Consider the following 24,100-nt stretch of genomic DNA (forward strand, 5'->3'; position numbering starts at 1 on the left):
TAACCATCTTCTCATGATACTTTTTCCTTAGGAAATTTATTTAGACTGGAGTTGCTCCGATACTCATACCGCCACACACGTATAGAGTCTGGCCTGTAACAAAACTTGCTTCATCACTTAAAAAATATGAACATGCATGTGCAATATCTGAAGGTTGTCCCAGTCGTTTTACAGGAATACTTTGTAAAATCTGTTGCGTTACGGGTGAATCGGGTGGGTTAGCTGCGGTGAAAAGCTCTGTTTCTATTGGACCCGGTGCAATCGAATTTACAGTAATACCATAAACACCAAGTTCTAGCGCTGCTACTCTACTTAAGCCAATAAGGCCAGCTTTGCTCACTGCATAAGCACTTCGCTGTGTTTTACCTAAAGCTGCTCTAGAAGACATATTAACAATACGTCCAAAGTTTTCTGATTTCATATTTGGAAGTAGGGCTTGAATACACTGTAAGGAGCATCGTACATTGAGACTAAGTACTTGATTAAAATCGTCTAAACTTTGATTCTCAATATTGTCTGGTTTGACCATTCCAACATTATTCACTAAGCGAGTAATGGGGCCATCTTTTAGAAGCTTTTTCAGTGCGGCGGCAGTTGCTTCTACATCTAATAAATCGACTTCTATATCCGCACTCTCTTTATCTAAAATAATTGGATACCATCCATTTTTTTTACATTGTTGAGCAATTGCAGCACCGATTCCTCGAGCACCGCCTGTGATGAGAACTTTATTAATTTTTGACATGATTACATTCCTTGTAAAAAAAGCATGGTAAAACCATGCTCTCCATATTTTTATAAGCAAAATTTTCCGTCCAAATAAGCCTTTCTCCAGCGGTCTATTTTGATTTTCTGAAATAGACCTCCAATGTAAAAAGGATCTTGTTCAATAAATTTTTGAGCAGCTTCTCTTGAAGCTACATCAATAATATAAATTCCACCGCCTAAGTCTTGGCCATTATCATCCAACTTTGCGCCACAAGCTAAAAGTAGTTCAAGATTTTGATTTAGATAATCTAAATGATCCTGTCTTAATTTTTTTCTAAGAAGTTGATGGTCTATTTTGTCCCAGGTTTCTACAACATAAGGCATTTTAATTTCCTCGTATATTAAGCTCTATTAGAATGAAAATGGATATTCAAGAATTAAACGGACTTCATCAATATTCCCATATCTATAGCCTTTAGTTGCTCTATGAGTGGCTTGACGAAGACGAACATCAAGATCTTTCGCAATGCCTTGCTTAACTTTGTAACGTAATTCGATATCTCTTTCCCAATGTTTGTTATCTATACTCTGGTCATAAACATGACGTTTGGTGTAAAAAACATTATCACTCCCTGTATTATCCATATCCCAGCCATATAGATAACGAGTCATAAATGATAAACCATCAACTCCATAAGGTGAGAAGTCGATTTCATATTTAACTTGAGCTGATTTTTCTTTGGCCTCAGTAAATGTTGAGAACTGCACAGTATTGGGGGTACTAGGAATTCCTCCATTATTGTTAAATCCTATCCAGTCAAAGGGCTCGTCACCTAATACTTGTTGATAAGCTAAACTGAAATTGTGGTTAGATAATTTATAGGTTCCCATTACTGAAACAATACTTGTACTAATATTTCCGCCCGTGGCATCACCTGTATCTCGGTTAATATAGTTATTTGTTTGTAGATTGAAATTTGATTGAGCATCAATTTGATGTTTATATTTTGCTCCTAAATAATATTGCATCCAGACATTCTCTAATTCTGAAATATAAGCAGAAGTTTCAATATTATCGTGTTTATGGGTTGCTCCTATATAGGCAACATAATCACCTTGAATTCCATTATTGTAATCAGTATTAAAATAGTTTAAGCGATCGGTCGAATCAACAGGGCTCATCTGCGTAAAATAACCAAAATCTAAATTGAGATTCTCAAAGCTCTGATCCTTAATCGATAGACCTGTCGACATTGAAGGAAGTAGACGCGAATAATTGGTTCCAAGAATAGGATTGTTCGGGAATTGATTACCTAGTACTGCTTCAGTTTCCTTATATTTTGCCCGTAAGGCACCGCCAAATTCGGCGGTTGCCGATTTAGGTTTTCCTGTCGAGTCGACTTCTAAATTATTTGTACCAGTTCGATATCCATCACTATCGAGTTTTAAAGCAATCAGGCCATAACCGTTTAAACCGAACTGTATAGGCGTATCTGTCCAACCTGTCTCTATGTTGGCAATGAAACCTTGGGTCCATTCTTCACGATAACCTTTACGTTCAGATACAGGTAATTGAGCATTCTGTCCGGCAGAATTAAATTCACCTTTACGAAAGTCGCGATTGAAATAATAGTTTTTTGCTAGCACATTAAATTTTGTATCATCAATAACATCAGCCCGAGTTGTATTGATACTGGTTATGGATAGGCAAAGAGTACCCATAACCAGTAAATTTTTATTTACTGGTTTTTTCATTTTTTTAAATCCTTTTAAGTATTAAAAATAATTATTCAGACAGTTGAGGGGATCAATTAAACACGATCCCAAGTATCTGAAGGTTCAAAGATAAATCCATTATCTTGTTTACGAATGTAGCCACAATACGGGTCACCAAAGTGAACAGGCAAGAGTAAAGCTTCTCGGCTTACAGCACGCTCCAAGCATTCAAGCCGAGTTTTTCGTGCGATATCCGGCCAAATGCAATAACCTGAATTGATTTCAGGACGAACAATTTGTAGTGGACTATGGAATACGTCGCCACAAAAGATTGCTTCTTCTCCTTGAGAGCTAACACGAAAAGTGACTTGTCCTGGGCTATGACCGGGTGCAGGCTCTACAACTAAGCAATCGGCAATTTCAGTGTGAGGTTTTATAAACTCAACCAGACCTTCGTTAAATACGGGCATTACACTATCGAAGAAGGAATCACCAAAAACATCGATAACGCCAGGTTCTTTATTTTTTCCTTCATGACAAAAATCAAAGTCCTCTTTAGGTAAATAGTATTTGGCATTAGGGAAGGTTGGTGTCCAGCGGTTGTCTTTCCAAATCGTATTCCAGCCAACATGGTCAGAGTGTAAATGGGTAATCACCACATGAGTTACCTTTTCAGGAGGTGCGCCAGCAGCTGTCATCCACTCAGTGATCAAGTTATTCAGCATATGCATCCGAGGAATTTCTGGACGTTGTTTGAAATTACCAACACCGGTATCAATCACAATAATATTATTACCCGCATGAACCACCCAAAATTGAATACTGACAATAAGACGATTCATTTGTGGAATCCAATGATGTGGTGCAAGCATATCTTTATGCTCTTCTAACAGACTTTGATCTGCTGTCGGAAATAAAAATTTTGGATCATGGCTCGGGCCAGCATATTCATGAATACGGGTTACTTTTACTTCACCAATCATTCTTGATTCAATCATGGGTCACTCCTTAACAAATATTCTTTAATTTAATACTTAAACATGTTCAAATAGGGCAGCTAAACCTTGTCCACCACCAATACACATAGTCTCTAAACCATATCGAGCATTACGGCGTTTCATCTCATGTACTAAAGACGTCATGATACGAAGTCCTGTTGCACCAATAGGATGACCCAGAGAAATTCCTGAACCGTTCACATTGATATGAGAAGTATCAGTAATATTTAAGCCTTTGATTACTGCTAAGGCTTGAGCTGCAAAGGCTTCATTGATTTCGATCAAATCAATTTCTTTAAGAGACATATCTAGTTTTTTAAGTAGTTTATTCACCGCAGATACAGGGCCAATACCCATTCGGCTTGGATCGCAACCTGCCGCGCTCCAGCCGGTGATTTTGGCTATCGGTTGCAAATGATGTTTTTCTAAATATTCTTTACTTACAATTAGGCAGCCTGCAGCAGCATCGTTTTGTTGACTTGAGTTACCTGCGGTGGTGACACCATTTGGCAATAAGGTTTTTAGTTTAGCTAAACTTTCAATAGTACTATTTGCACGAATACCTTCATCAAAATCAATAATTTTGGATTCTTTTTTGGATTTCACTTCAAGCGGAATCACTTCCTCTTTAAACTTTCCTGTATCCCAAGCTTGCTGGGCTTTTTGATGACTTTGTAGAGCAAAAGCATCACACTCTTCACGACCAATATTATAGTCTCGGGCCAGATTATCAGCAGTTTCTGGCATGCCTGAAATAGCTCCAAAGCGTTCAATCGGCTGAGATCTTTCACGACCACGTTCCAGTCGATCAAAGAAAGTGACATTACCTGCGCGGCTACCCCAACGCATATTGGTAGAGTAATATTCAATATTACTCATACTTTCTACACCAACAACCATAATAGCTTCAGCATTTCCGGATTGAATGGTCATTGCTGCATTGATAATCGCTTGTAAGCCTGAACCACAACGTCGATCTAATGTATAACCGGGAACTTCAATTGGAAGTCCTGCAGCTAAAGCCGCATAGCGTCCAATACAAGGTGCCTCACTAGATGAGTATGACTGCGCAATAATGACGTCATCTAAAGTGCTAGTATCTATTCCAGTTTTCTCTACGATGGATTGAATGACTTTTACAGCGAGATCGACTGCAGTTAAAGAGGCAAGTACACCACCAAATTTACCAATTGGGGTACGCAGTGGGCTGATAATATAAGCGTCTTTCATTTTGAATTCCTTTAAATTAGTGCCAAATCCATAGCCTGTTGTTCAAGTTCTTTTTGAAAATGGGGATGTGCAATTGCAATCATTTTTTTAATGCGTTGGGGAATGCTTAAACCGCGTAAATCGGCGATTCCATATTCAGTCACAATCAGCCCGGCATCACTGCGCGGTGTAGACACGGGGCCTTGTAGCTTGCTTACGATACGACTAAAACTTTTTCCAGAAGCAGGCAGGGCAATAATTGAAACGCCCCCATGAGACTGATTGGCTGCACGAATAAAGTCTAAAGCTCCACCTACAGCGCCCACATAGGTTTTATTGGCAATCTCAGCATTTACCTGACCTGTTAAATCAACTTCAATTGCCGAGTTGATCGCAATAAATTTTTGAATAGCAGCAAGAGTCGCAGCATGATGGGTATATTCGGTTGAACGCAGTTCAATGCCTGAATTTTGATGAACAAATTGATGTAATTTAGAAGAACCTACAATTAAACCTGTGATGGTTTTTCCAGGATTAATACTTTTTTTCTGATTGGTAATCACCCCTTTTTGCATCAATTCTGCAACACCATCACTAATAATGCCTGAATGAATACCTAAATGTTGATGTTGATCCAAAGCCTGCATAATGGCCTCGGGAATAGAGCCAATTCCAAGTTGTAAAGTTGAATGATCGGGGATGCAAGAGGCAACATTTTGAGCAATTCTTTGAGTAGTTGCTGAATAATCAGCACTATGTTGTGCTTCGATTTTCCGGTCGGTATACACCATCACATCAAAATCAGCCTCAGTTAAATATTCATCCGAATACACCCAAGGTGCTTGCTGATTGACTTCTGCAATCACAATTCGAGCATGTCGGAGGGCAGATTTTAAATAATCTTGTGCCAAGCTATAACTATATTGTCCTTGAGCATTTGCTGCTGAAACCTGAATCAATACAACATCTAGTTTAAGCTGTTGATCTTCGATTAAACGGGGAAGTTGCGAATAATGCACAGGCACAATATCTAAAACCTGATGTTGTGCAAGGGTTCGATTATGTCCTGCACCACAATAGCTCAGATATTCAACATGTTCGGAGTATTCAGGTAGGCAAGTAGGAAACTGGCTAATACCTAAAAAAACTTTAAGTTTCCCAATTTTTTTACGATTTTGAATTAAATTTTGAGTAAGCGGTATGGGCTCAGCTTGAGCCTGGCCCCATACCACGCGATCACCATGTCGAACATAGCTGGATAAATCAAGCTGAGAAATATCGTATATCTTTTCCATGATGATCATCCTTGATCTTAAAAGGTATTCAGCGTTAGTGAATTGAAGATGGGTGTTGAGATAATGCTGTCACTTTAATATCCATATAGGGAAATAAAGGCAAACTCATCAGTAAATCATGTAATTCATTATTGCTTTCAACATCAAAAATACTGATGTTGGAATATTTACCTGTGACACGCCATAAATGTGGCCATTTACCTGCTTTCTGTAGATCAATAGCACGTTCTTTTTCAGCGCGTTTAATTTCATCCATTTTTACAGGATCACTATCTAATGGAATTTTTACAGTCATTTCTACACAAAAAAGCATATTTATTATCCTTAATATTTGATGAATAAGTCTTATCCGACGTCTTTGGTTATAAATGGCTTCAACTTGCCAATGAAAGTCTTGCCATGTTCAAACCAGTTTTTACGAATTTCAGAGTTCATATAAGTTTGCATTTGTTGTTCATTTTCGAACCAGCATTCTCCAATAGCATCGACATCCGGCACATCAAAGAAGGGAACATGAATATCGGTAGGTTCTGAAGCAATCAAGCGAACTTCATATTTATATAAACCTGGAATACCGGCTGACATTTCAAAGTGGCGTAGACATTCTTGATCAAATTTTTCTTTACTCATGTCTTCTGGTTTAGCAAGTAAATAAAGGATACGGATCATATTTAAACTCCCTGTTTTTGATAATGATGAGATATTAAGTTAGGTTCATCTTTAGGCACTCTAATGAGTAAAATAGAGACTGTTGCTAAGCCGTAAGCTGTTAAGCAGAACAAACCGATCGAGGGAGCAAGACCTAATGATTCAGCAAGAATACCCACACCAACGACTGATAGAGCACCAAATGATTTTCCGACATTGTAGGAAAAGCCCATACCTGTGGTACGAATATGAGTCGGAAATAAGTCTGTTAAAAATGGTCCAAGTGCTGCAAACATACCGATTGAAGAGAAACCGACAAAGAAGCCCAGTGCCAAGGTGATGTATTGATTCATTGCAATCAACATATACACCACGGTCACAATCCAGCTCAAAATAGACATACCAATCAGAGTCTGTTTACGACCCCATTTATCAGCTAGATAAGCTGTAAACATAAAGCCTGCAAATGCTCCTGCAGCCATAATTAAAATCGTGACAATTTTAGAACTTGGACTCAGTCCACGCTCATTCATCAGGGTCGGAATCCAAATAAGAATGGCATAGCATGCTGCTTGTAAACCTATAACGAGTAAACTTGCGAAAATGGTTGAACGTAAATATTCTTTTTTGAAAATAGAACTAAAAGATGCTTTCTCAATATTTTCTTTATTTTTAGCCACATCATTAACGAATTTAACTGATTCTTTCACATTACGGCGAATATAAATCACAATTAAAGCGGGAATGACACCAGTCCAAAAAACCACACGCCAAGACCATTCTGGTGGTAGCATCGTAATAAGTATTGTGGCTACAATCACCGATCCTGCCCAACCTAAAGCCATTCCTGACTGGACAAAGCCGACAGCCTTATTTTTGTGTTTTGCAGAAACAGCTTCGGCCATGAGTGCCGCACCCACAGCCCATTCGCCACCAAAACCAAGACCTTGTAGCGTCCTTGCGACTAAAAGCTGTTCATAGTTTTGTGCAAATCCTGCCAGTATGCCAAAAAATGTAAACCATAAAATAGTAAACATCAGGATTTTTACACGACCATAACGGTCGGCCAAAATACCTGCGATCCATCCACCAATGGCAGTAACAATCAGGGCAACTGTACCAATCAGGCCAACCTGAGTTTGGGTAAGAGCCCAAGTTGCCATAATGACGGGTAATAAAAAACTAAAAATTTGCATGTCATAAGAGTCAAGAGCCCATCCTGCATAACATGCCCAAAATGTCTTTTTCTGGTTGGAATCCGATTCCTTGTACCAATTTAACATTCCCATTTACATCTCCTTTGTAAAATCGATTTATAATTTATTTCATTCTTGAAAAATCCAGCGGTACATCTGTAATAGTTTGGATATATTCGGGTGTATGAGGTGAAACGATATCAATTACAAATACTTGGCCTTTAATAAATTCAAAAGTCGCAATCTCTGTATAAACACGGTTTACGCAGGCCAATCCAGTTAATGGATAGCTACATTCTTCTAAAATTTTACTTTGGCCTTGCTTGGTTAAATGTTCCATCATGACGTAAACATTTTGTGCGCCTGAAGCAAGATCCATTGCACCACCTACAGCAGGAATGGCATCTGGATGTCCTGTATGCCAATTGGCTAGATCACCGTTGGCTGAAATTTGGAATGCACCTAAAATACAGTAATCCAAATGTCCACCGCGCATCATTCCAAAAGAGTCCGCATGATGAAAAAAGGCACCACCTTTTTTTAAATCAATCGCTTCTTTTCCGGCATTGATCAAATCCCAATTTTCTTTACCCTTTTCAGCTTGAGTCCATTGACCTAAAACACCATTTTCACTTTGTAGAATCACTTCTTTATCAGTGAAATAGTCTGCAACTAGAGTCGGTAAACCAATACCTAAATTGACATATGAACCTTCTGGTATATCTTGAGCCACACGTTGAGCAAGATTATTTTTTTGTTGGATATCCATAATGCTTATGCTCCAATTTCACTTTTTAGTGTCACACGATCGACAAAAATTCCAGGAGTAATAATGATTTCTGGGTCTAAATCACCAAGTTCACAGATTTGATCTACAGCGACTAAAGTAGTTTTTGCAGCCATAGCCATAATAGGAGCGAAATTACGTGCAGTTTTGTTGTAAATTAGATTGCCCCATCGATCGCCTGCCTTGGCATAAATCAGGCTGTAATCTACGGCCAAAGCTTTCTCAAAGACGTAACCTTGACCATCTATTTCTTTGGTCTCTTTATTTTCTGAAAGTAAGGTGCCATAAGCTGTACGTGTATAAAACCCACCGATACCGCAACCAGCAGCTCTTAAACGTTCTGCAAGCGTACCTTGAGGTACAACTTCAAGTTCAATTTCATTATTGCGATATAGTTCTTCAAAAACATATGCGTCTTTTTGGCGAGGGAAAGAACAAATTAGTTTTTTGACGCGTTTAGCTTTGAGTAGTGCTGCAAGACCTTGATCACCATTCCCCGCATTATTACTTACAATAGTTAGATCTTTCGCACCTTGTTCAATGAGTGCATCGATAAGTTGATTGGGCATACCAGATCCACCAAAGCCACCAATTGCAATGATTGAACCATCTTGAATGTCTATGACAATATCCTTTGCCGAATTGAAGATTTTATTGATCATCTTACTACCTTGTAAAATTCAAGTTTCTTATACTTAATAGTAAGGTCACACATTCTAGTGTTTGGCACAATTTTATAATTTGAAATCTGTGTTAACCTCTAGTTAACGCAAAATTCAGCATAAAAAATCAAATACTTAATGAATGTGTGCTTGTAAACACTGGATAAAATCTTTAGAAAATTGACTTATTTGATTGAAATTTATTGAACAGATTTTAAAGCTGCGCTGCGCCCATTTTTCATTGATTTTGGTGCAGGTAAGCTGGGGATGAATATGCTGGAGGCGCTGAAATGCCGCCAGCGGAATGATGGAGATGCCGGCACCGGCAGCGACCATTTGACAGATGGAATCGTAGCTTGAAACCTGAACTCGGATGTTGATTTTTTTGTCTAGTTGAAGGGCAAGCTTATATAAGAACTGCTGAATGGCGCTGCCTTCGTTTAAGGTCACTACAGAATACTCAATAATATCGATTAAAGTGATATTTTCAATTTCCAGTAAAGGGTGCATTTTCGGTGTAATCAAAACGAGTTGAGAAGAAATTAAAGGTAAAGTCTGTAAATGATCGGTGTCGATATCGCCTGAAATAATGCCTAAATCCACTTGCCGGTCTGCGACCACATGAATGATCTCTTCACTGGTCATCTCTTTCAGATTTACATCGACATGTGGATGGGTAATTAAATATTCCGACAGTGCATTAGGAATATATTCAGTGATGGCCGTGGTGTTAGCGGCAATGGTTAATTTGCCCTGAATTAGGTTGTTAAATTGAGACAATTCACCTTTCAGGCATTCAATTTCATGCTGGAAAGATTTTGCGTATTTGAGATAAATCTGGCCAATTTCAGTTAGTCTGACACCTTGAGATGAGCGCTCTAAAATTTTTAGGCCTAATTGCTGTTCTAGATTCTTAATCCGGTTACTGGCTGCAGGTGTCGAAATAAAGGTTTTTTCAGCAGCCCGAGTTAAATTTTGAGTCTCGGCGATATTCAGAATCAGCCTGAAATCATTTAAATCAAAGTTCACAGGTTTACTCGCGTGAAATTATTAAAATTAAAAAAGATTATTCGCAGCAATACTTACTTGAATTGATATTAAGTCAAAAGTATTTCATTTTTTCACTATATATGAAATGTGATTATTGTTAGACCAAAGTGAGGTTGCTGGTATGTATTTTTAAATCATTCCATTAGGGATAGGTGACCCAAAACACTAAATGAAGAGCCGTAAGGAGAATAGCGTCCTGTATTGACGGCACCTAAGGGATATCGATATTTTCAAAAAATCCAACATCACGGCCTATATGATGCTGGAAAACCGGAAAATCCTAAATGATGGCTTGGTCAATAAATTCTTGAATGGCAACTCTGCTATAGCCTAATTCCTCTAGAATTGCCTGGGTATGTTCTCCCAGGTCTGGTACAGGACCGATTTGGTAATCTTTATCATTCTTGCATCCGACGGGTTTAAGTGTCGGAACTCGACCAACCGGGGTGTCTACCGCAGTCCAGCGCTGTCGTGCTTGTAATTGTGGATGATGCCAGACGTCTTTCATTTCATTCACATTCGCCCTGGCAATATTGGCAAGATCTAAACGATTGATCACTTCTGTCTGAGTTAAATGTTTAAATACATCTAAAATAATAGCTTGTAGTTTTTCACGATTTTTTGAGCGTAATGTATTGTTTATGAATTCAGGCATTTCTGAAAGTGTAACGTCTTGCAATACAAATTTGCAAAAGGCTTTCCATTCCCGCTCATTTTGAACCGCTAAAATGACTTGTTTATCATCACCCGTATGGAAAAGACCATAAGGATAGATGGTTGCGTGCGAGGCTCCGGTCCGCTGAGGCGCGGTATTGCCACGAAACGCATAATAGAGCGGATAGCCCATCCATTCAGTCATGCTTTCAAGCATCGAAATATCAATACGTTTTCCTTTACCTGTCTTAGCGCGTTCAATCAAGGCAGCCAAAATATTGGAATAGGCATACATACCGGCAGCAATATCAGAAATAGAACAGCCTGCTTTTGTATACTCATTTTCGGTGCCAGTGATCGATAAAAATCCGGATTCACTCTGAATCAGTAAGTCATAGGCCTTTTTATCATGATAAGGACCGGGATTTTCAGCATCATCACCATACCCTGAGATATCACAGACAACAATTTTCGGATTGATTGCAGACAATTCTTCAAAAGACAGACCAAGCCGGGAAGCAGAACCTGGCGCAAGGTTTTGCACCAGTACATCTGCTGTTAATACAAGCTGCCTGAGAATATCTTGAGCCGCTTGAGTTTTAATATCCAGTGTTAAGCTTTCTTTAGACCGATTGGCCCATACAAAATGCGAAGACATTCCATCGACACGCTCATCATATTTTCGTGCGAAGTCACCGATATTTGGACGCTCAATCTTGATTACCCGTGCACCTAAATCTGCGAGTTGCCGTGTACAAAATGGTGCAGCAATTGCATGCTCGAGTGTAATGACGGTAATATCATTTAAAGGAAGCATTGGACTTATTCCTTAAAAGAAATTTTTGCTTTCATGCAAATTTGACCATTGTCTTTTTGAATCCATAATTCTCCTTGCGTGGATTTAATACTGCCATAGATTTGAAAATCATCAAAATCAAAGACTGGATTCACCGCACGAAACTCAAAATGAGTAATTTGTTTATCTGGATATTCTTGTTTGAAATGATGAATTAAAAGAGTGGCTAAAAGTGGGCCATGCACCACAAGGCCAGGATAACCTTCTTCTTGGGTGGCATAAGGACGGTCATAATGAATACGATGTCCATTGAATGTCACAGCCGAATACCTGAATAGCGTCACAGGATCGATAGGGAACGATTTTTTATAATCGAATGCTTTTGTTTCTGCATTTTCAGGCTGCTTCTGAGGAGCACGTTGTACTTGGTTGCTTACATCACGATACACAATGTCTTGTTCTTCAATGATGGCCAATTCATTTTCTGCATAAATTGAATGCTGAACGGTAACGAAATACATGTCACCGCTTTTTCCATGTTTGAACTCAACCTTTAAAATTTCTGATTCACGACATATGGATTGATGAGCGGCAATGGGTTTGATGAACTCTAAGCGGCTGCCTGCCCACATACGCTTAGGAAAAGGAATAGGGGGTAAGAATCCGCCTTTTTTAGGATGTCCATCTAGAGCAAGATCCTGTCCGTTAACCAAAGGTAGAAAATAAAACCAATGATATAAATGCGGTAAATCAGCCGGTAACTTATTTTCTTCATTGAGTAAAGCCTGCATCATTGCTACAGGACGATGATCTGAATAATCATCCAGTACTTCTTTTTTTCCAATCCAATTACTGTAGTTTTCCATGACCACTCCTTAATCCTTTATGCGTTTAAACCCGCTTGCTTCAAAATCTTTTGCGCTCTCAAAATGACGGGTAAATCAATCATTTTTCCATCTAGGCTGATGGCTTGGCCTTGGGCTTGATTAATAGCATCCAAAACACGCTGCGCCCACTGAATTTCAACATCTGTTGGACTAAATGCAGTATTCACAATATCGATCTGCTTTGGATGAATACAAAGTTTTCCTGCAAAACCCAGATTCTTGGCTTGTAAGGTTTCCTTTTCAACTAAAGCTTCGTCTTTGAAGTCAACAGTAACCCCATCGATAGGAGACTCGATTCCTGCAAGTTTAGAAGCCAATACGAATTCATTACGAAATGACAAAAGCTCCTCATAACCGCCTTGCATATTCATTTCTAACTGAAAATCAATTGAACCGAATATCAGTGCCTTAACCGATTTTGCCTGAGCAATTTGACGGATATTGACAAATCCAAGCGGGGTTTCGATCAGTGCGAATATATCCATTGCACGAATAGCAGTCACAGCATCAATATCTGCAACAGATTCAGTTTTGGGTAACACAATCGCTTGCACATTGCTGAATTTTGCCAACTGGATATCGTCCGCAAACCATTCGCTGTTTTTTGAATTGATACGGATCATCATATTTTTTTGTGGATGCTCCATCAGCCAATATTTTAAAGTTTCTCTGGCTGAATTTTTTAAATTCACTGGAACCGCATCTTCTAAATCGATAATAATTGCATCCGCTGATGTGCTGAGCGCTTTTTCAAAACGTTCTACACGATTAGCCGGTACAAAAAGATAAGAGCGTGCAGATTTTTGTACTTTTTCCATGCTGTAGCCTTTATTTAGAATGAGCGCGGTAAATCAAGTAAATGTTCAGCAACATAACTGAGAATTAAATTCGTCGAAATAGGGGCAACTTGATACAGGCGGGTTTCACGGAATTTACGCTCAATATCGTATTCATTGGCAAATCCAAAACCGCCATGGAATTGCAAGCAGTGATTTGCTGCTTCCCAGCTTGATTTAGCAGCCAGATACTTCGCCATATTTGCTTCAGCACCGCAAGACTGGCCATGATCAAACAGTTCACAAGCACGGAAACGCATTAAGTTTGCAGCTTCGATTTCAATGAAAGATTCAGCAAGCGGGAACTGCACACCTTGGTTTTGACCAATTGGACGGCCAAATACTTCTCGGTCTTTTACATATTTGGTTGCGCGATCCATAAACCAATAACCATCACCAATACATTCTGCAGCAATTAAAGTACGTTCTGCATTCAGGCCATCTAGAATATATTTAAAACCTTTACCTTCTTCACCGATTAAGTTTTCTTCAGGAATTTCTAGGTTTTCAAAAAATAATTCATTGGTTTCGTGATTCACCATATTGGGAATAGGTTGCACCGCCATGCCTGATTTCATGGCTTCTTTAATATCAACCATGAAAATAGACATGCCTTCAGATTTCTTTTTCACTTCAGCCAAAGGCGTTGTTCGTGCCAGAAGAATCATCCAATCACTATGCTGCACACGTGAAATCCACACCTTTTGACCATTAATCACATAACTGTCACCTTTTTTTACTGCGGTGGTACGAATCTTTGTAGTATCTGTACCCGTCGTAGGTTCTGTCACTGCCATAGATTGTAGACGCCATTCACCAGATGCGATTTTAGGTAAATAAAATTCTTTCTGTACCTGAGAGCCGTTACGTAACAGTGTACTCATGTTATACATTTGACCGTGACAAGCGCCTGAGTTTCCGCCACTGCGATTAATTTCTTCCATAACTACAGATGCTTCAGCCAAGCCCAATCCTGAACCGCCAAATTCTTCTGGAATCATTGCTGCCAACCAGCCTGCACTAGTTAAGGCATCTACAAACTCTTCAGGATAAGTTTTGTCTTCATCAATTTTGCGATGATATTCATCTGGAAATTGCGCACATAATGCACGAACAGCTTCACGGATTTCTTGGTAGTTATTAAAAGTGCTTTTCATTTGAATGGCCTTATCATGATCCCTTTTATATTTTTGATCATATATTGTTATGTAAAATAATTTAAAATAGTATATTCTGATGGAAGTCATGCTAGAAAATTATTGAAATGGACATCAAACAATTACGGACTTTCGTTACAATATTAGAAGTAGAAAACCTTACTAAGGCTGCAGCTATGCTAAATATTGTGCAGCCTGCTGTATCACGTCAGATTCAAATGCTTGAAGAAGAATTAGGAGTGAAATTATTTAACCGTTCCCGTCATGGGATGGCTTTGACTGAGGATGGTAAGTTACTAGAACCTTATGCAAGAAGAATCTTAGAAGAAGTTGAGACTGCCAAATTAGAATTAACCGCAAATAAAGGAATGATACGAGGGAAAGTTCATATCGGTGTATTGTCGAGTATTAGTGAATTACTTTCTGCTTTGATTATGAAGTTGATCAAGGAGAAGTATCCTGAAGTACAAGTGAAAATATCAGTGGGATATTCTGGGCATTTAAAAGAATGGTTAGAGGCTGGAGATATTGATTTAGCTTTAATGTATGACACTACACCTTCTAAGTTAATTGATTTGACTCCGTTGGTAAAAGAGCCACTATTTTTAATAGGATCGGCTCAATCTACACTTCAGCAAAATGAAGTCCTTGAACTTAAAAAAATAGAGCCATTTCCATTAATTTTACCTTTTCACCCTCATCGATTGCGATCTCTGATTGAGCAGGCTTATAAGCAAAATGAAGCTAACTTAAAGATTTATGCTGAAACTAATGATTTGAATATACAAAAACAGCTAGTTATCCAGGACTTTGGTTATACAATCTTACCCCTAGTTTCTGTAATAAATGAGTATAGGGCAGGATTAATTAAAGTTACTCCAATTTTAGACCCCTCATTTTCTCGTGTGATTACTTTAGCAACGCACTCTACAAGAAATATCCCCAAGCATATTAGGATTATTTCACGCGAAATTATTGGTTGTGTTGAGCAATCTATTGATGAGAAAAAATGGCCGAATGCTCAATGGATATATGAAAGTTAATATCTAAATTTTATTTATAAAATCGTAAGTTAAAGACCTAAAACCACCTGATACGGTTTAAATCCTTCGACCACTGCTTTGGAAATCAACTGAATAAAAGCTTCAGTTTTTCCATAAGCCATCCATTGATCCAATGCTTCATAGTAAGCTAAACGATTCTCTACAGTAATCACACAAGGTGGATAACCAGCTTTAAGCAATTCGAGGTTCATCAATAGGCGTGATGTACGGCCATTGCCATCAATGAATGGATGGATACCTACAAAATCAGCATGTACTTTAGCTGCACGTTCAATGGGGTGAAGCTTATGTGCCTCTGAATTGTACCAATCAACTAGCTGAGCCATCTTGTCATTTAATAATGTGTAATCAGGTGGGGTAGACGTGGCACCAGAGATTAGAACATTTTGTTGGCGATAACGGCCAGCATTATCATCATCAATGTTTTTTAAAATGAGTTGATGGATATTGCGAATTTGCCATTCCGAAAATAGTTCTTCTTTTCTAATAATATCTTCAACGTAATAAATAGCATTTCTATGGTTAATTGCCTCGAAGTGTTCTCTTAATGCTTTCCCACCGACAGTTATGCCTTCTAACACGACTTTCGTTTCTAAAAGAGTAAGGGTATTTCCTTCAATAGCATTCGAGTGGTAAGTCCATCGTAAAATAAGATCTTCTTGTAAATTTTTTACTATTGCTGGGGATAGGGGGCGATGCTGATCTAATTTATTTTTTAAATCATCAATAATTTCAAACATTACTTTGTCCCTAAATGTGTTTAAAAGAATAATACATCAAAAAAGAATATCAAATAAACGATATGTTATAATATAATATTTTTACTAGATTGTAACGATGCTACAATCGGTACACTATTTCAAATCCTGAATTGGGATTTGAACAAAACTACTTCGTGATTCAATACAATAAATCTGATTTGGGTCAAAATTGGGTCAATGAATTTTTTTATTCAATAAAAGATCTTTAGAATTAGTTGGTTAGGATCTGAGTTCAATTGACGCCATCTCTGTAAGTTCTGAAATTTTACTTATTGTTATACTAAGATGATTCTCAAAAGGACAGGATTAACTCGAATGAATGGCTGTTCAGAATATGGCTTACTCTTTTGAGTAAGCCTTTGAGTGTATATGGGAAAATTATAATTATTTAAGTGTTTGATGCTCTTTGCATTAACAATAGAGTTTGAATTTTTTGCCCCAATAAATGCACCATTAAACCCAGCATAACAATACATGAACCCAACCACTGCAAAGTATTTAATTGTTCATCTAAAAATAAATAGGCAAAAATCATACTTATAACAGGTACCCAAAGTGACAATGGGCTAATTTTAGCAACAGGATAACGTGTCAGTAGGTAGATCCATAAGCCATATCCGATAATCGTGGCGAAATAGGCGAGAAATGCGGCGGCGCCGAATCCTTTCCAAGTCAGTGCATGCCAATCCGCAACCACACCTTGCCAGCCAATATTCTGTACCGCTAAAAGTAAAAACCATAAAGGGGTAAGAATATTGCCCCATACGACTAAACCAATTGGGTGAACAGGCCCCATTTTTTTGACTACGATATTACCGCAGGCCCATGAAATTGCTGAGCATAATACCAATGCCAAACCCATTAATGGAACATGACTATGTTGTTGACCAAAGGCAATCAGCATTAAGCCCATAAAGGCAATCGCGATAGCCAGCCACTGGTTCCAAAAGGCTTGTTCGCGTAAAAAAAATGCTGCAATCATGACAGTAAAAAAGGCTTGGGATTGCACAACTAAAGCGACTAAACCTGTAGGCATTCCTGTCGCAATTGCACTGAACATAAAAGCAAATTGAGAAAAGTTACTAATAAAGCCATAAAGTAATAACCATTTCCACCCGATGCTTGGAATACGAATGAAAAAGAGGGCAGGCAATAAAACCAGTAGATAGCGTAAACATCCGAGGAGCATAGGGTGTATCTCACTGACGCCAACTTTCATAAAATAAAAGTTAATACCCCAGATGAACACGACTGCGAAGGCAGCAAGTTTATCTTTTAAAAGCATATGTAATTTCCTAAAGACGTGGATGACCTGTACTTGGTACAGGTCATTGTGTTTGAGGATTAAATTTTGGTTTGTTTGGCAGGGATGAGCGTATTCAGTTGTGTACTTTGATGACGTAATTTAATCAGCTCTATGTAATCACGAATAATGAAGATACAGAACAGGATGCCTGCACTTGCGATACCGAACCAGAACGCTTTTTGAAGACTAGGAATAAAAGCCATGGCAGCAAAGATGGAAAGCATGCCGATGATTGCAAAATAACTGAGGTATGGGAAACACCACATACGAACTTTTAAACGTTCAGGTGCTACACGTTCTAAGTGGCGACGCAAACGGATTTGCGAGAATGCAATCACGATATAGACAAATAAGGCTACAGTTCCATAAGATTCGACCAAGAAAGGGAAAACAGCATCTGGTGAGAAGTATGAAGCTAGAATTGATAGATAACCAAACAATGTGCTAAATAGGATGGCACGAATTGGAACACCATTTTTTGAAAGTTTAGTTAAGCTACGAGGTGCATCACCATTTTGGGTTAACGCAAACAACATACGGCTCGCAGCATAAACACCAGAATTTAAACAACTAAGCACCGCTACGAGAATTACGACATTCATAATGTCTGCAACAAACGGAATATTAAGAACTTTTAATGCACTTACATAAGGCGTCGCAATTTCTGGACTATTCCAAGGGACGATACATACCACTAATAAAATTGAGCAAACATAGAAAATAAGTACACGTGAAATTACAGATTGAGTTGCTTTGGCAACAGATTTTTCGGGGTCTTTGGTTTCTGCAGCAGCAATCGTAACGATCTCAGCACCAAAGTAAAATCCAGTTGCGGCAACAGCACCCGATAAGACTGGTCCCCAACCATTTGGCATAAAACCACCATGATTTAACAATTCACCAAATCCAGCGGCTTGATGGTTTGGCCAAAGACCGAACATATATAAAGAACAAAGGAAAATGAAAAGACCAATCGCAGCAACTTTAATAGATGAGAACCAAAACTCGAATTCACCAAAGGATTTGACTGAGAATAAGTTCGTTGCTGTTAATAGGGCGAGTAAAACCAGACTGACGATCCATTGTGGTGTATCAGGTAACCAATAAGCAAAGAGTTTTGCACCGACAATCGCTTCTAATGCAATCACGATGACCCAGAAATACCAATACATCCATCCTGTCATGAAGCCTGCGAGTCGAGATAAATAGGGCGAATCTTGGAAAGCATGGCGTGCATATGCATAGAAGGAGCCTGATACAGGAGAGGCGGTTGCAAGTTCACCAAGCATTCGCATCACTAAAATAATCAACACACCCGTAATCAGAAAGGACAAAATTGCGGCTGGACCTGCAGCTTGAATCACTACAGAACTACCTACAAATAGTCCCATTCCAATAACACCGCCGAGTGCCATCATTTGGACATGACGAGGTTTTAAAGCACTTTTTAAACTTTGATTTGAATCTGAATCATACATGATGGATTCCCTCTTATATTTTTATAACCGAATCATTACAGATGACTGAATTTGCGCTTAAAGCACTTCATCTCTTAAGTGGTACCAGCGATATAACAATGCTTGCCCGAGTCGACGGAATGGTCGAAACAGATGTGAAGGCAAAGGGGATTTATAAATCGGAAGCTCAAATTGAGGGCGGTGTATTCCCATCACTCGTTCTGCAAGACGGAGTCCTGCCATCGCGGAGAAAGACACACCATTACCACCATAACCAATAGCATAATAAATGCTTTCCTCAGGGTTGGGTTGTACGATACGAGGCATCATGTCATGACTCACATCGACCCAACCCCACCAAGAATAAGCAATAGGTATGCCACGTAAGCTTGGAAATTTGCGATAAAGCCCTTCTTTTAAACGTTCGAGATGGACTGGATTATCTGCATCTGCACCGGTTAAGGAACTTCTACTGCCACATTGCATGGATCCATCAGGGAGTAGGCGATAATAGTGACGTAAAGTTCGAGTATCCGTAATAAATGTGGTGCTGTGTAAGCCTGCCTCAGCACGTTCCGCTTCTGTTAAAGGGCGTGTCACAATAGAATTGGATAAAATCGGCATGATTTTTCCAGAAAGATGCGGGTGTAAGCCATTAGGCGTATAGCCACCTGTTGCAACTGCCACACGTTTTGCTTTGACAATACCATTTGGAGTACGTAAATAATGGATGCCATTGTGCGTTTCCCATCCAAGTACCGGACTTGAAGTATGTACTTTGGCACCAGCAGCACGGGCACGTTTTAAATAGCCAAAAGCCAGTTTTAGGGGGTGTACGCCAACACCATCGGGTTCCAGTAAGGCTCCGGCAGCTTCCTGATCAGCCACATACTCTTCATGCAGTTGCTCACGGCTCAACATACGAGTCTGATAGCCGAACGCCTCTTTCATGACGCGACCTTCATTTTCAAGGAAAGCCATTTTTTTTGCACGATGGGCGATATAAAGATGTCCACCATCTTGTGCATCACATTCAATACCGCTCACGAGGTCTTTAAAGTAGTCAAAGCCCTCCCGAATTTCGGCATCAAGACGTTTGGCGGTGTCTAATCCCCATTTTTCAATCCATTGGGAGCGATACAGACGACCCGACGCATTTTGACCTTGCCCACCGTTACGGCTGGTACAGCCCCATGCGGTACGGTTTGCTTCAAGCACAAGAGGTGCGGCACCAAATTGTTCAGCCAGTGTTAGTGCTGTCGATAGCCCAGTGAAGCCTCCACCAATAATGACAATGTCCGCTTCGGTGTCACCCATTAATGGCCCATCATCTTCGGGTGGCGTACCTGCTGTGCCGACCCAATAAGTTGGCGCATAATTTTCATTACCTGATAGGACAGGAGTGGTTAAAGGGTCAAACTGTGAGTTGTAACTTTTAAAACTCTGTGGCGGTATAGATTTATGCGGTTCTAGGCGTTCGCGAAATGAACTTGCATGTTGGACAGATTGATTCATTGAATGACTCCTTATGCGATTGGTTGCACAGGTCTATTTTTACGGAATGCATTTTTGACGAGAATTTTTCCATCTTTAAATGTAAAGACATCAACCATATTGGCTTCAATCCAGCCGCCATCAGCAGTCGTTGCTGTAAAAGTTGTTTCTGAAATACCGAACTCCGCGTTATCACTGATCCAGTGTTTACCGTTACGCCACTGAGCATCTGGAAAACTTTGAAAGGTATTGCTAAATGCTTGACGAACTGCATCTAAGCCCTCAATTCTGGTTCCAAAAACATCATCTCCAGCCACAGTTTCGAACCGACATTCTGGATGCATGCATGCCATGAGTTGTTCAACATCATGTTGATTCCAAGCTGTTGAAAAATCGGTAAGAAGTTGGATTAATTGTGCTTGCTGCATTTGTATTGCTCCAAAATTAGGTTTTATAAACTGATGAAATGAATGTACGGAAATACTGAAATATGGCGTAGTACCAGATTTAGAGTTTTTATGGAGCCAATAATTAATATTATTAAGTTATTGTTTTTAAATAGATATCTTAAATTAATAAGAGTGGAATGCCTTTTGCTTTATATCAAGTAAGTCCAGTTTTAGCTTAAAGATGGACTGAAACCATGAGCTTTGCACCAGTTTGAGTAGGCAAGCATCAAAATGGATCGCAGCAATGCACAGATATAAGGATTAATTAGTGACTTCAGCAATTTCAGCTACAGTTTGGCAAGCATTATTTTCTAATACGGCACAGAGCGGTTTGAATTTACAGGGCAGAATCTGCCGTATGATGTTTTCGGCTTTAGTACAAGGTTATTTAAAACCAGGTATGGTAGTACCTTCTAGCCGAGATTTAGCTGATCAATTGGGTGTTGGAAGAAATACGGTTACCATTGCGTATCAACAATTGGTTGCTGAGCGAATTTTGGAATCCAAACAGCGGAGTGGACATTTTGTTTGTTTAAATTTCCAGATTGATAGTAGTGAGAATAAAACCATTCGGACCACGTCAAAAGCGACGACTTGGGAGGCTCGCTTTTGTATACGACCTTCAGCACAAAGGCATTTGACCAAACCCAGTGATTGGATGAATTATGCCTATCCCTTTATTTATGGTCAGCCAGATGAGGAAAGCTTTCCTGCCTCAGCTTGGCGGGAATGTGCATTACGTGCCTTATCTGCCAAAGATGCCTCAATATGGTCACAAGACATTACTCAACAGGGGGACGACGCCTATCTCATTAATGCAATCCGTCAGCATATTTTGCCTACTAGAGGCATCATGGCTCAAGAGAATGAAATATTGCTAACCGTGGGGAGTCAGCATGGCTTATATATGTTGGCCACGTTATTAATGCGGCAGAATCATGTGATAGGGGTTGAGGAACCTGGTTATCCAGATGCACGTAATATATTCATGCTACAAACCCAGAATATTGTTCCTTTAGCTGTAGATCATGAGGGGGTAACTTTAACTCGAGCAAGCGAGTGCGATTATTTATTTGTTACGCCAGGACGGCAATGTCCAACAGGTGTAACCATGTCACCACAGCGCCGACAAAATTTATTGCAGTTAGCAGAACAAAACGACAGCATAATTATTGAAGATGAATATGATGCTCAGGTGCTGGTACAAAATACGACGATCCCCGCGTTAAAAAGTTTAGATCGACATGGTCGCGTCATTTATCTTGGAAGTCTGTCTAAGCCATTGGCACCGGGGTTACGTTTAGGATATATCGTTGCTGCACCCGAATTAATACAAGAACTTCGACATTTACGCCGTCTGATATTGCGACATCCAAATGTATTCAATCAACGTGTCTTTGCTTTGTTTATCGATCAAGGCTATTACCATAGCATGCTACGCCGTCAGTACCAGTTACACCGACAACGGGGCGAAATACTCAATAAGGCATTAAAACAATATCTTCCAACATGGAAACCTTATGCTTTGAATGGTGGTTCAGCATGTTGGATTGATACCGCAGCAGATATTGATACTACGGTTTTGTCTCATTATGCCGCAAATTTAGGCGTATTCATTGAATCGGGGCAGTCTTTCTTTTTAGATGATCACAAACAGAAACATTTCCTTCGTTTGGGGTTTGGGTCAATCAGTGCTGATCTAATTAATAAAGGTGTTTTTAACTTGGCGAGGGCGGTTGAAGAGTATTATTTATACAACTAAATACATACGTACTAATTAGTATGGTGGGAGAGTGGTGGCAGTCTAGTCTTTAAAATTGGCAGCTATTTGAAATTTACCAAGTTAAAATTTCCATTTTTCAGTTTTAAGAGGCTTTGTTGCACAAACCTACCGATAAGGTCTTATTCCGCAGTATAATTCCTAGATGAATAAACCTACATCCAAAATCTTTCGTACAACCAATTGGTCCACATATAACCGCGCCTTAATTAATCTAGGCAATATTTCCATTTGGTTTGATCCTTTGACTCAATGGTATGCTCATCCGCAAGCAAAACATGGACGAAATCAAACTTACTCCGATACGGCTATTCAATGCTGCTTAATGATCAAATCTTTATTTAAATTGTCTTTGCGACTGGTCACAGGCTTTGTCCAAAGACTGATTAAGCTTTGTGGCTGAGCAGCCCCGAATATGAGTGATATTCCTACTCCACACTGTGCAGAAGACAAAGGCATATCGATATTGCAATTGGCTATAAAAAAAGTAGTGGTGGTCTCCGTTTACTCGTAGACTCTACTGGCCTAAAGTTTTTAGGTGAAGGTGAATGGAAGCGTAAGAAACATGGACCTGAATATCGCCGCCAATGGCGTAAGCTTCATATTGGTATCGATGCTAAAACCCTTCAAATACGTGCTGTACAACTCACCGCAAATAATGTCTGTGATTCACAGGTACTGGAAGATTTACTTGCTCAAATCCCTTTAGATGAACAAATCGATTCTGTCTATACAGATGGTGCTTATGACACAAAACGATGCCGTCAGGACATTGCAGATCGGCAAGCGCATGCGCTGATTCCACCTAGAAAAAATGCGAAACCATAGAAAGATACAAAGAACAAGCAGCTCGCTAGAGCGAAATGAATTACTTCGAACAGTTAATCTTGCGAAGCAGTGCTTCTCAGGCAGGGCACTATGGAAAAATGGTCAGGCTATCATCGGCGAAGTTTGGTTGAAACTAAGATGCACTGCATTAAATTATTAGGAGATAAACTCAGTGCAAGGAGCTTTGATAGCCAAGTCAATGAGATTCATGCACGTGTAACTGTCCTCAACAGATTTACTGAATTAGGTCGACCACTTACCCAAGTTACGCCTTAAATTTGGCTCAATTAGGGGCGCTTTGCCTTTCAAATCTTTGTGCAACAAAGCCCTAAAAATGAAAAAAACCAGAAAAAATAGGAGCT

At 39.4% G+C, this 24,100-nt stretch carries 23 protein-coding genes and 1 pseudogene; 3 read left to right on the forward strand and 21 right to left on the reverse strand.

Translation table 11 applies throughout. From position 1 onward, the window contains the following. Positions 1 to 40 precede the first annotated feature (40 nt). The 16 genes from B3X18_RS12300 to B3X18_RS12375 all read right to left on the reverse strand — a co-directional run bounded on the left by B3X18_RS12300 (position 41) and on the right by B3X18_RS12375 (position 14,599). Positions 41 to 745 carry an SDR family oxidoreductase gene (locus B3X18_RS12300; RefSeq protein WP_005015554.1) on the reverse strand — a complete coding sequence of 235 codons (705 nt, stop codon included), beginning with the start codon at positions 743 to 745 and terminating at the stop codon, positions 41 to 43. Between the two features lie 50 nt (positions 746 to 795). Then, positions 796 to 1,092 (reverse strand): YciI family protein, encoded by a 297-nt coding sequence (locus B3X18_RS12305; protein ID WP_005015552.1) that lies wholly within the window; start codon positions 1,090 to 1,092, stop codon positions 796 to 798. A gap of 27 nt (positions 1,093 to 1,119) precedes the next feature. Next, positions 1,120 to 2,463 carry an OprD family outer membrane porin gene (locus B3X18_RS12310; protein ID WP_005015549.1) on the reverse strand — a complete coding sequence of 448 codons (1,344 nt, stop codon included), beginning with the start codon at positions 2,461 to 2,463 and terminating at the stop codon, positions 1,120 to 1,122. 56 nt (positions 2,464 to 2,519) lie between these two features. Beyond that, positions 2,520 to 3,422 carry an MBL fold metallo-hydrolase gene (locus B3X18_RS12315; RefSeq protein WP_005015547.1) on the reverse strand — a complete coding sequence of 301 codons (903 nt, stop codon included), beginning with the start codon at positions 3,420 to 3,422 and terminating at the stop codon, positions 2,520 to 2,522. 36 nt (positions 3,423 to 3,458) lie between these two features. Next, positions 3,459 to 4,652: an acetyl-CoA C-acetyltransferase gene (locus B3X18_RS12320; RefSeq protein ID WP_005015545.1), complete on the reverse strand. Its 1,194-nt coding sequence runs from the start codon at positions 4,650 to 4,652 to the stop codon at positions 3,459 to 3,461. An 11-nt stretch (positions 4,653 to 4,663) separates the two neighbouring features. Further along, on the reverse strand, positions 4,664 to 5,926 hold the full coding sequence (locus B3X18_RS12325; protein ID WP_005015544.1) for an acetyl-CoA hydrolase/transferase family protein: 1,263 nt from the start codon (positions 5,924 to 5,926) through the stop codon (positions 4,664 to 4,666). Between the two features lie 34 nt (positions 5,927 to 5,960). Next, positions 5,961 to 6,239 carry a muconolactone Delta-isomerase gene (gene catC / locus B3X18_RS12330; RefSeq protein ID WP_005015541.1) on the reverse strand — a complete coding sequence of 93 codons (279 nt, stop codon included), beginning with the start codon at positions 6,237 to 6,239 and terminating at the stop codon, positions 5,961 to 5,963. 32 nt (positions 6,240 to 6,271) lie between these two features. Then, on the reverse strand, positions 6,272 to 6,595 hold the full coding sequence (locus B3X18_RS12335) for an EthD domain-containing protein (protein ID WP_034688803.1): 324 nt from the start codon (positions 6,593 to 6,595) through the stop codon (positions 6,272 to 6,274). Positions 6,596 to 6,597: 2 nt separating this feature from the next. Further along, positions 6,598 to 7,863 (reverse strand): MFS transporter, encoded by a 1,266-nt coding sequence (locus B3X18_RS12340; protein ID WP_005015535.1) that lies wholly within the window; start codon positions 7,861 to 7,863, stop codon positions 6,598 to 6,600. Positions 7,864 to 7,894: 31 nt separating this feature from the next. Next, entirely contained in the window at positions 7,895 to 8,539 is a 645-nt protein-coding gene (locus tag B3X18_RS12345) for a 3-oxoacid CoA-transferase subunit B (protein ID WP_005015530.1), read from the reverse strand. 5 nt (positions 8,540 to 8,544) lie between these two features. Then, positions 8,545 to 9,219 carry a 3-oxoacid CoA-transferase subunit A gene (locus tag B3X18_RS12350; protein ID WP_005015526.1) on the reverse strand — a complete coding sequence of 225 codons (675 nt, stop codon included), beginning with the start codon at positions 9,217 to 9,219 and terminating at the stop codon, positions 8,545 to 8,547. Between the two features lie 135 nt (positions 9,220 to 9,354). Continuing rightward, positions 9,355 to 10,248, reverse strand: a complete 894-nt coding sequence (locus tag B3X18_RS12355; protein WP_005015524.1) for a LysR family transcriptional regulator — start codon at positions 10,246 to 10,248, stop codon at positions 9,355 to 9,357. A 301-nt stretch (positions 10,249 to 10,549) separates the two neighbouring features. Beyond that, positions 10,550 to 11,740 (reverse strand): CaiB/BaiF CoA transferase family protein, encoded by a 1,191-nt coding sequence (locus B3X18_RS12360; protein WP_005015523.1) that lies wholly within the window; start codon positions 11,738 to 11,740, stop codon positions 10,550 to 10,552. Positions 11,741 to 11,745: 5 nt separating this feature from the next. Continuing rightward, entirely contained in the window at positions 11,746 to 12,585 is an 840-nt protein-coding gene (locus B3X18_RS12365; RefSeq protein WP_005015521.1) for a MaoC/PaaZ C-terminal domain-containing protein, read from the reverse strand. Positions 12,586 to 12,602: 17 nt separating this feature from the next. Beyond that, positions 12,603 to 13,424: an HpcH/HpaI aldolase/citrate lyase family protein gene (locus B3X18_RS12370; RefSeq protein ID WP_005015518.1), complete on the reverse strand. Its 822-nt coding sequence runs from the start codon at positions 13,422 to 13,424 to the stop codon at positions 12,603 to 12,605. 14 nt (positions 13,425 to 13,438) lie between these two features. Further along, positions 13,439 to 14,599 carry an acyl-CoA dehydrogenase family protein gene (locus B3X18_RS12375; protein ID WP_005015516.1) on the reverse strand — a complete coding sequence of 387 codons (1,161 nt, stop codon included), beginning with the start codon at positions 14,597 to 14,599 and terminating at the stop codon, positions 13,439 to 13,441. 107 nt (positions 14,600 to 14,706) lie between these two features. On the opposite strand from B3X18_RS12375, the gene B3X18_RS12380 reads away from it, so the two are divergent. Then, on the forward strand, positions 14,707 to 15,642 hold the full coding sequence (locus tag B3X18_RS12380; RefSeq protein ID WP_005015513.1) for a LysR family transcriptional regulator: 936 nt from the start codon (positions 14,707 to 14,709) through the stop codon (positions 15,640 to 15,642). A gap of 29 nt (positions 15,643 to 15,671) precedes the next feature. Here B3X18_RS12380 and B3X18_RS12385 read toward each other — a convergent pair whose 3' ends face one another. The 5 genes from B3X18_RS12385 to B3X18_RS12405 all read right to left on the reverse strand — a co-directional run bounded on the left by B3X18_RS12385 (position 15,672) and on the right by B3X18_RS12405 (position 21,109). Beyond that, positions 15,672 to 16,403 carry a Fic family protein gene (locus B3X18_RS12385; RefSeq protein WP_005406674.1) on the reverse strand — a complete coding sequence of 244 codons (732 nt, stop codon included), beginning with the start codon at positions 16,401 to 16,403 and terminating at the stop codon, positions 15,672 to 15,674. 409 nt (positions 16,404 to 16,812) lie between these two features. Further along, entirely contained in the window at positions 16,813 to 17,709 is an 897-nt protein-coding gene (locus B3X18_RS12390) for an EamA family transporter (protein ID WP_005015505.1), read from the reverse strand. A gap of 59 nt (positions 17,710 to 17,768) precedes the next feature. Next, positions 17,769 to 19,208 carry an amino acid permease gene (locus B3X18_RS12395; protein WP_005406631.1) on the reverse strand — a complete coding sequence of 480 codons (1,440 nt, stop codon included), beginning with the start codon at positions 19,206 to 19,208 and terminating at the stop codon, positions 17,769 to 17,771. 57 nt (positions 19,209 to 19,265) lie between these two features. After that, complete coding sequence (locus B3X18_RS12400) at positions 19,266 to 20,702, reverse strand: NAD(P)/FAD-dependent oxidoreductase (protein WP_005015499.1); 1,437 nt, start codon at positions 20,700 to 20,702, stop codon at positions 19,266 to 19,268. A gap of 11 nt (positions 20,703 to 20,713) precedes the next feature. After that, positions 20,714 to 21,109, reverse strand: coding sequence for a nuclear transport factor 2 family protein (locus B3X18_RS12405; RefSeq protein ID WP_005015496.1), 396 nt, complete (start codon positions 21,107 to 21,109; stop codon positions 20,714 to 20,716). 289 nt (positions 21,110 to 21,398) lie between these two features. Here B3X18_RS12405 and B3X18_RS12410 point away from each other — a divergent pair, with 289 nt between their 5' ends. After that, the gene (locus B3X18_RS12410) at positions 21,399 to 22,892 is read left to right on the forward strand and encodes a PLP-dependent aminotransferase family protein (protein WP_005015494.1); all 1,494 of its coding nucleotides are present in this window, start codon (positions 21,399 to 21,401) and stop codon (positions 22,890 to 22,892) included. A 163-nt stretch (positions 22,893 to 23,055) separates the two neighbouring features. Beyond that, a pseudogene (locus B3X18_RS12415) lies at positions 23,056 to 24,014 on the forward strand (IS5 family transposase). The last annotated feature ends 86 nt before the right edge of the window (positions 24,015 to 24,100 follow it).

Origin of the sequence: Acinetobacter sp. UBA6571, from assembly GCF_002434085.1 — a bacterium.
In the GTDB taxonomy this organism is placed as follows: Bacteria; Pseudomonadota; Gammaproteobacteria; order Pseudomonadales; family Moraxellaceae; genus Acinetobacter; species Acinetobacter radioresistens.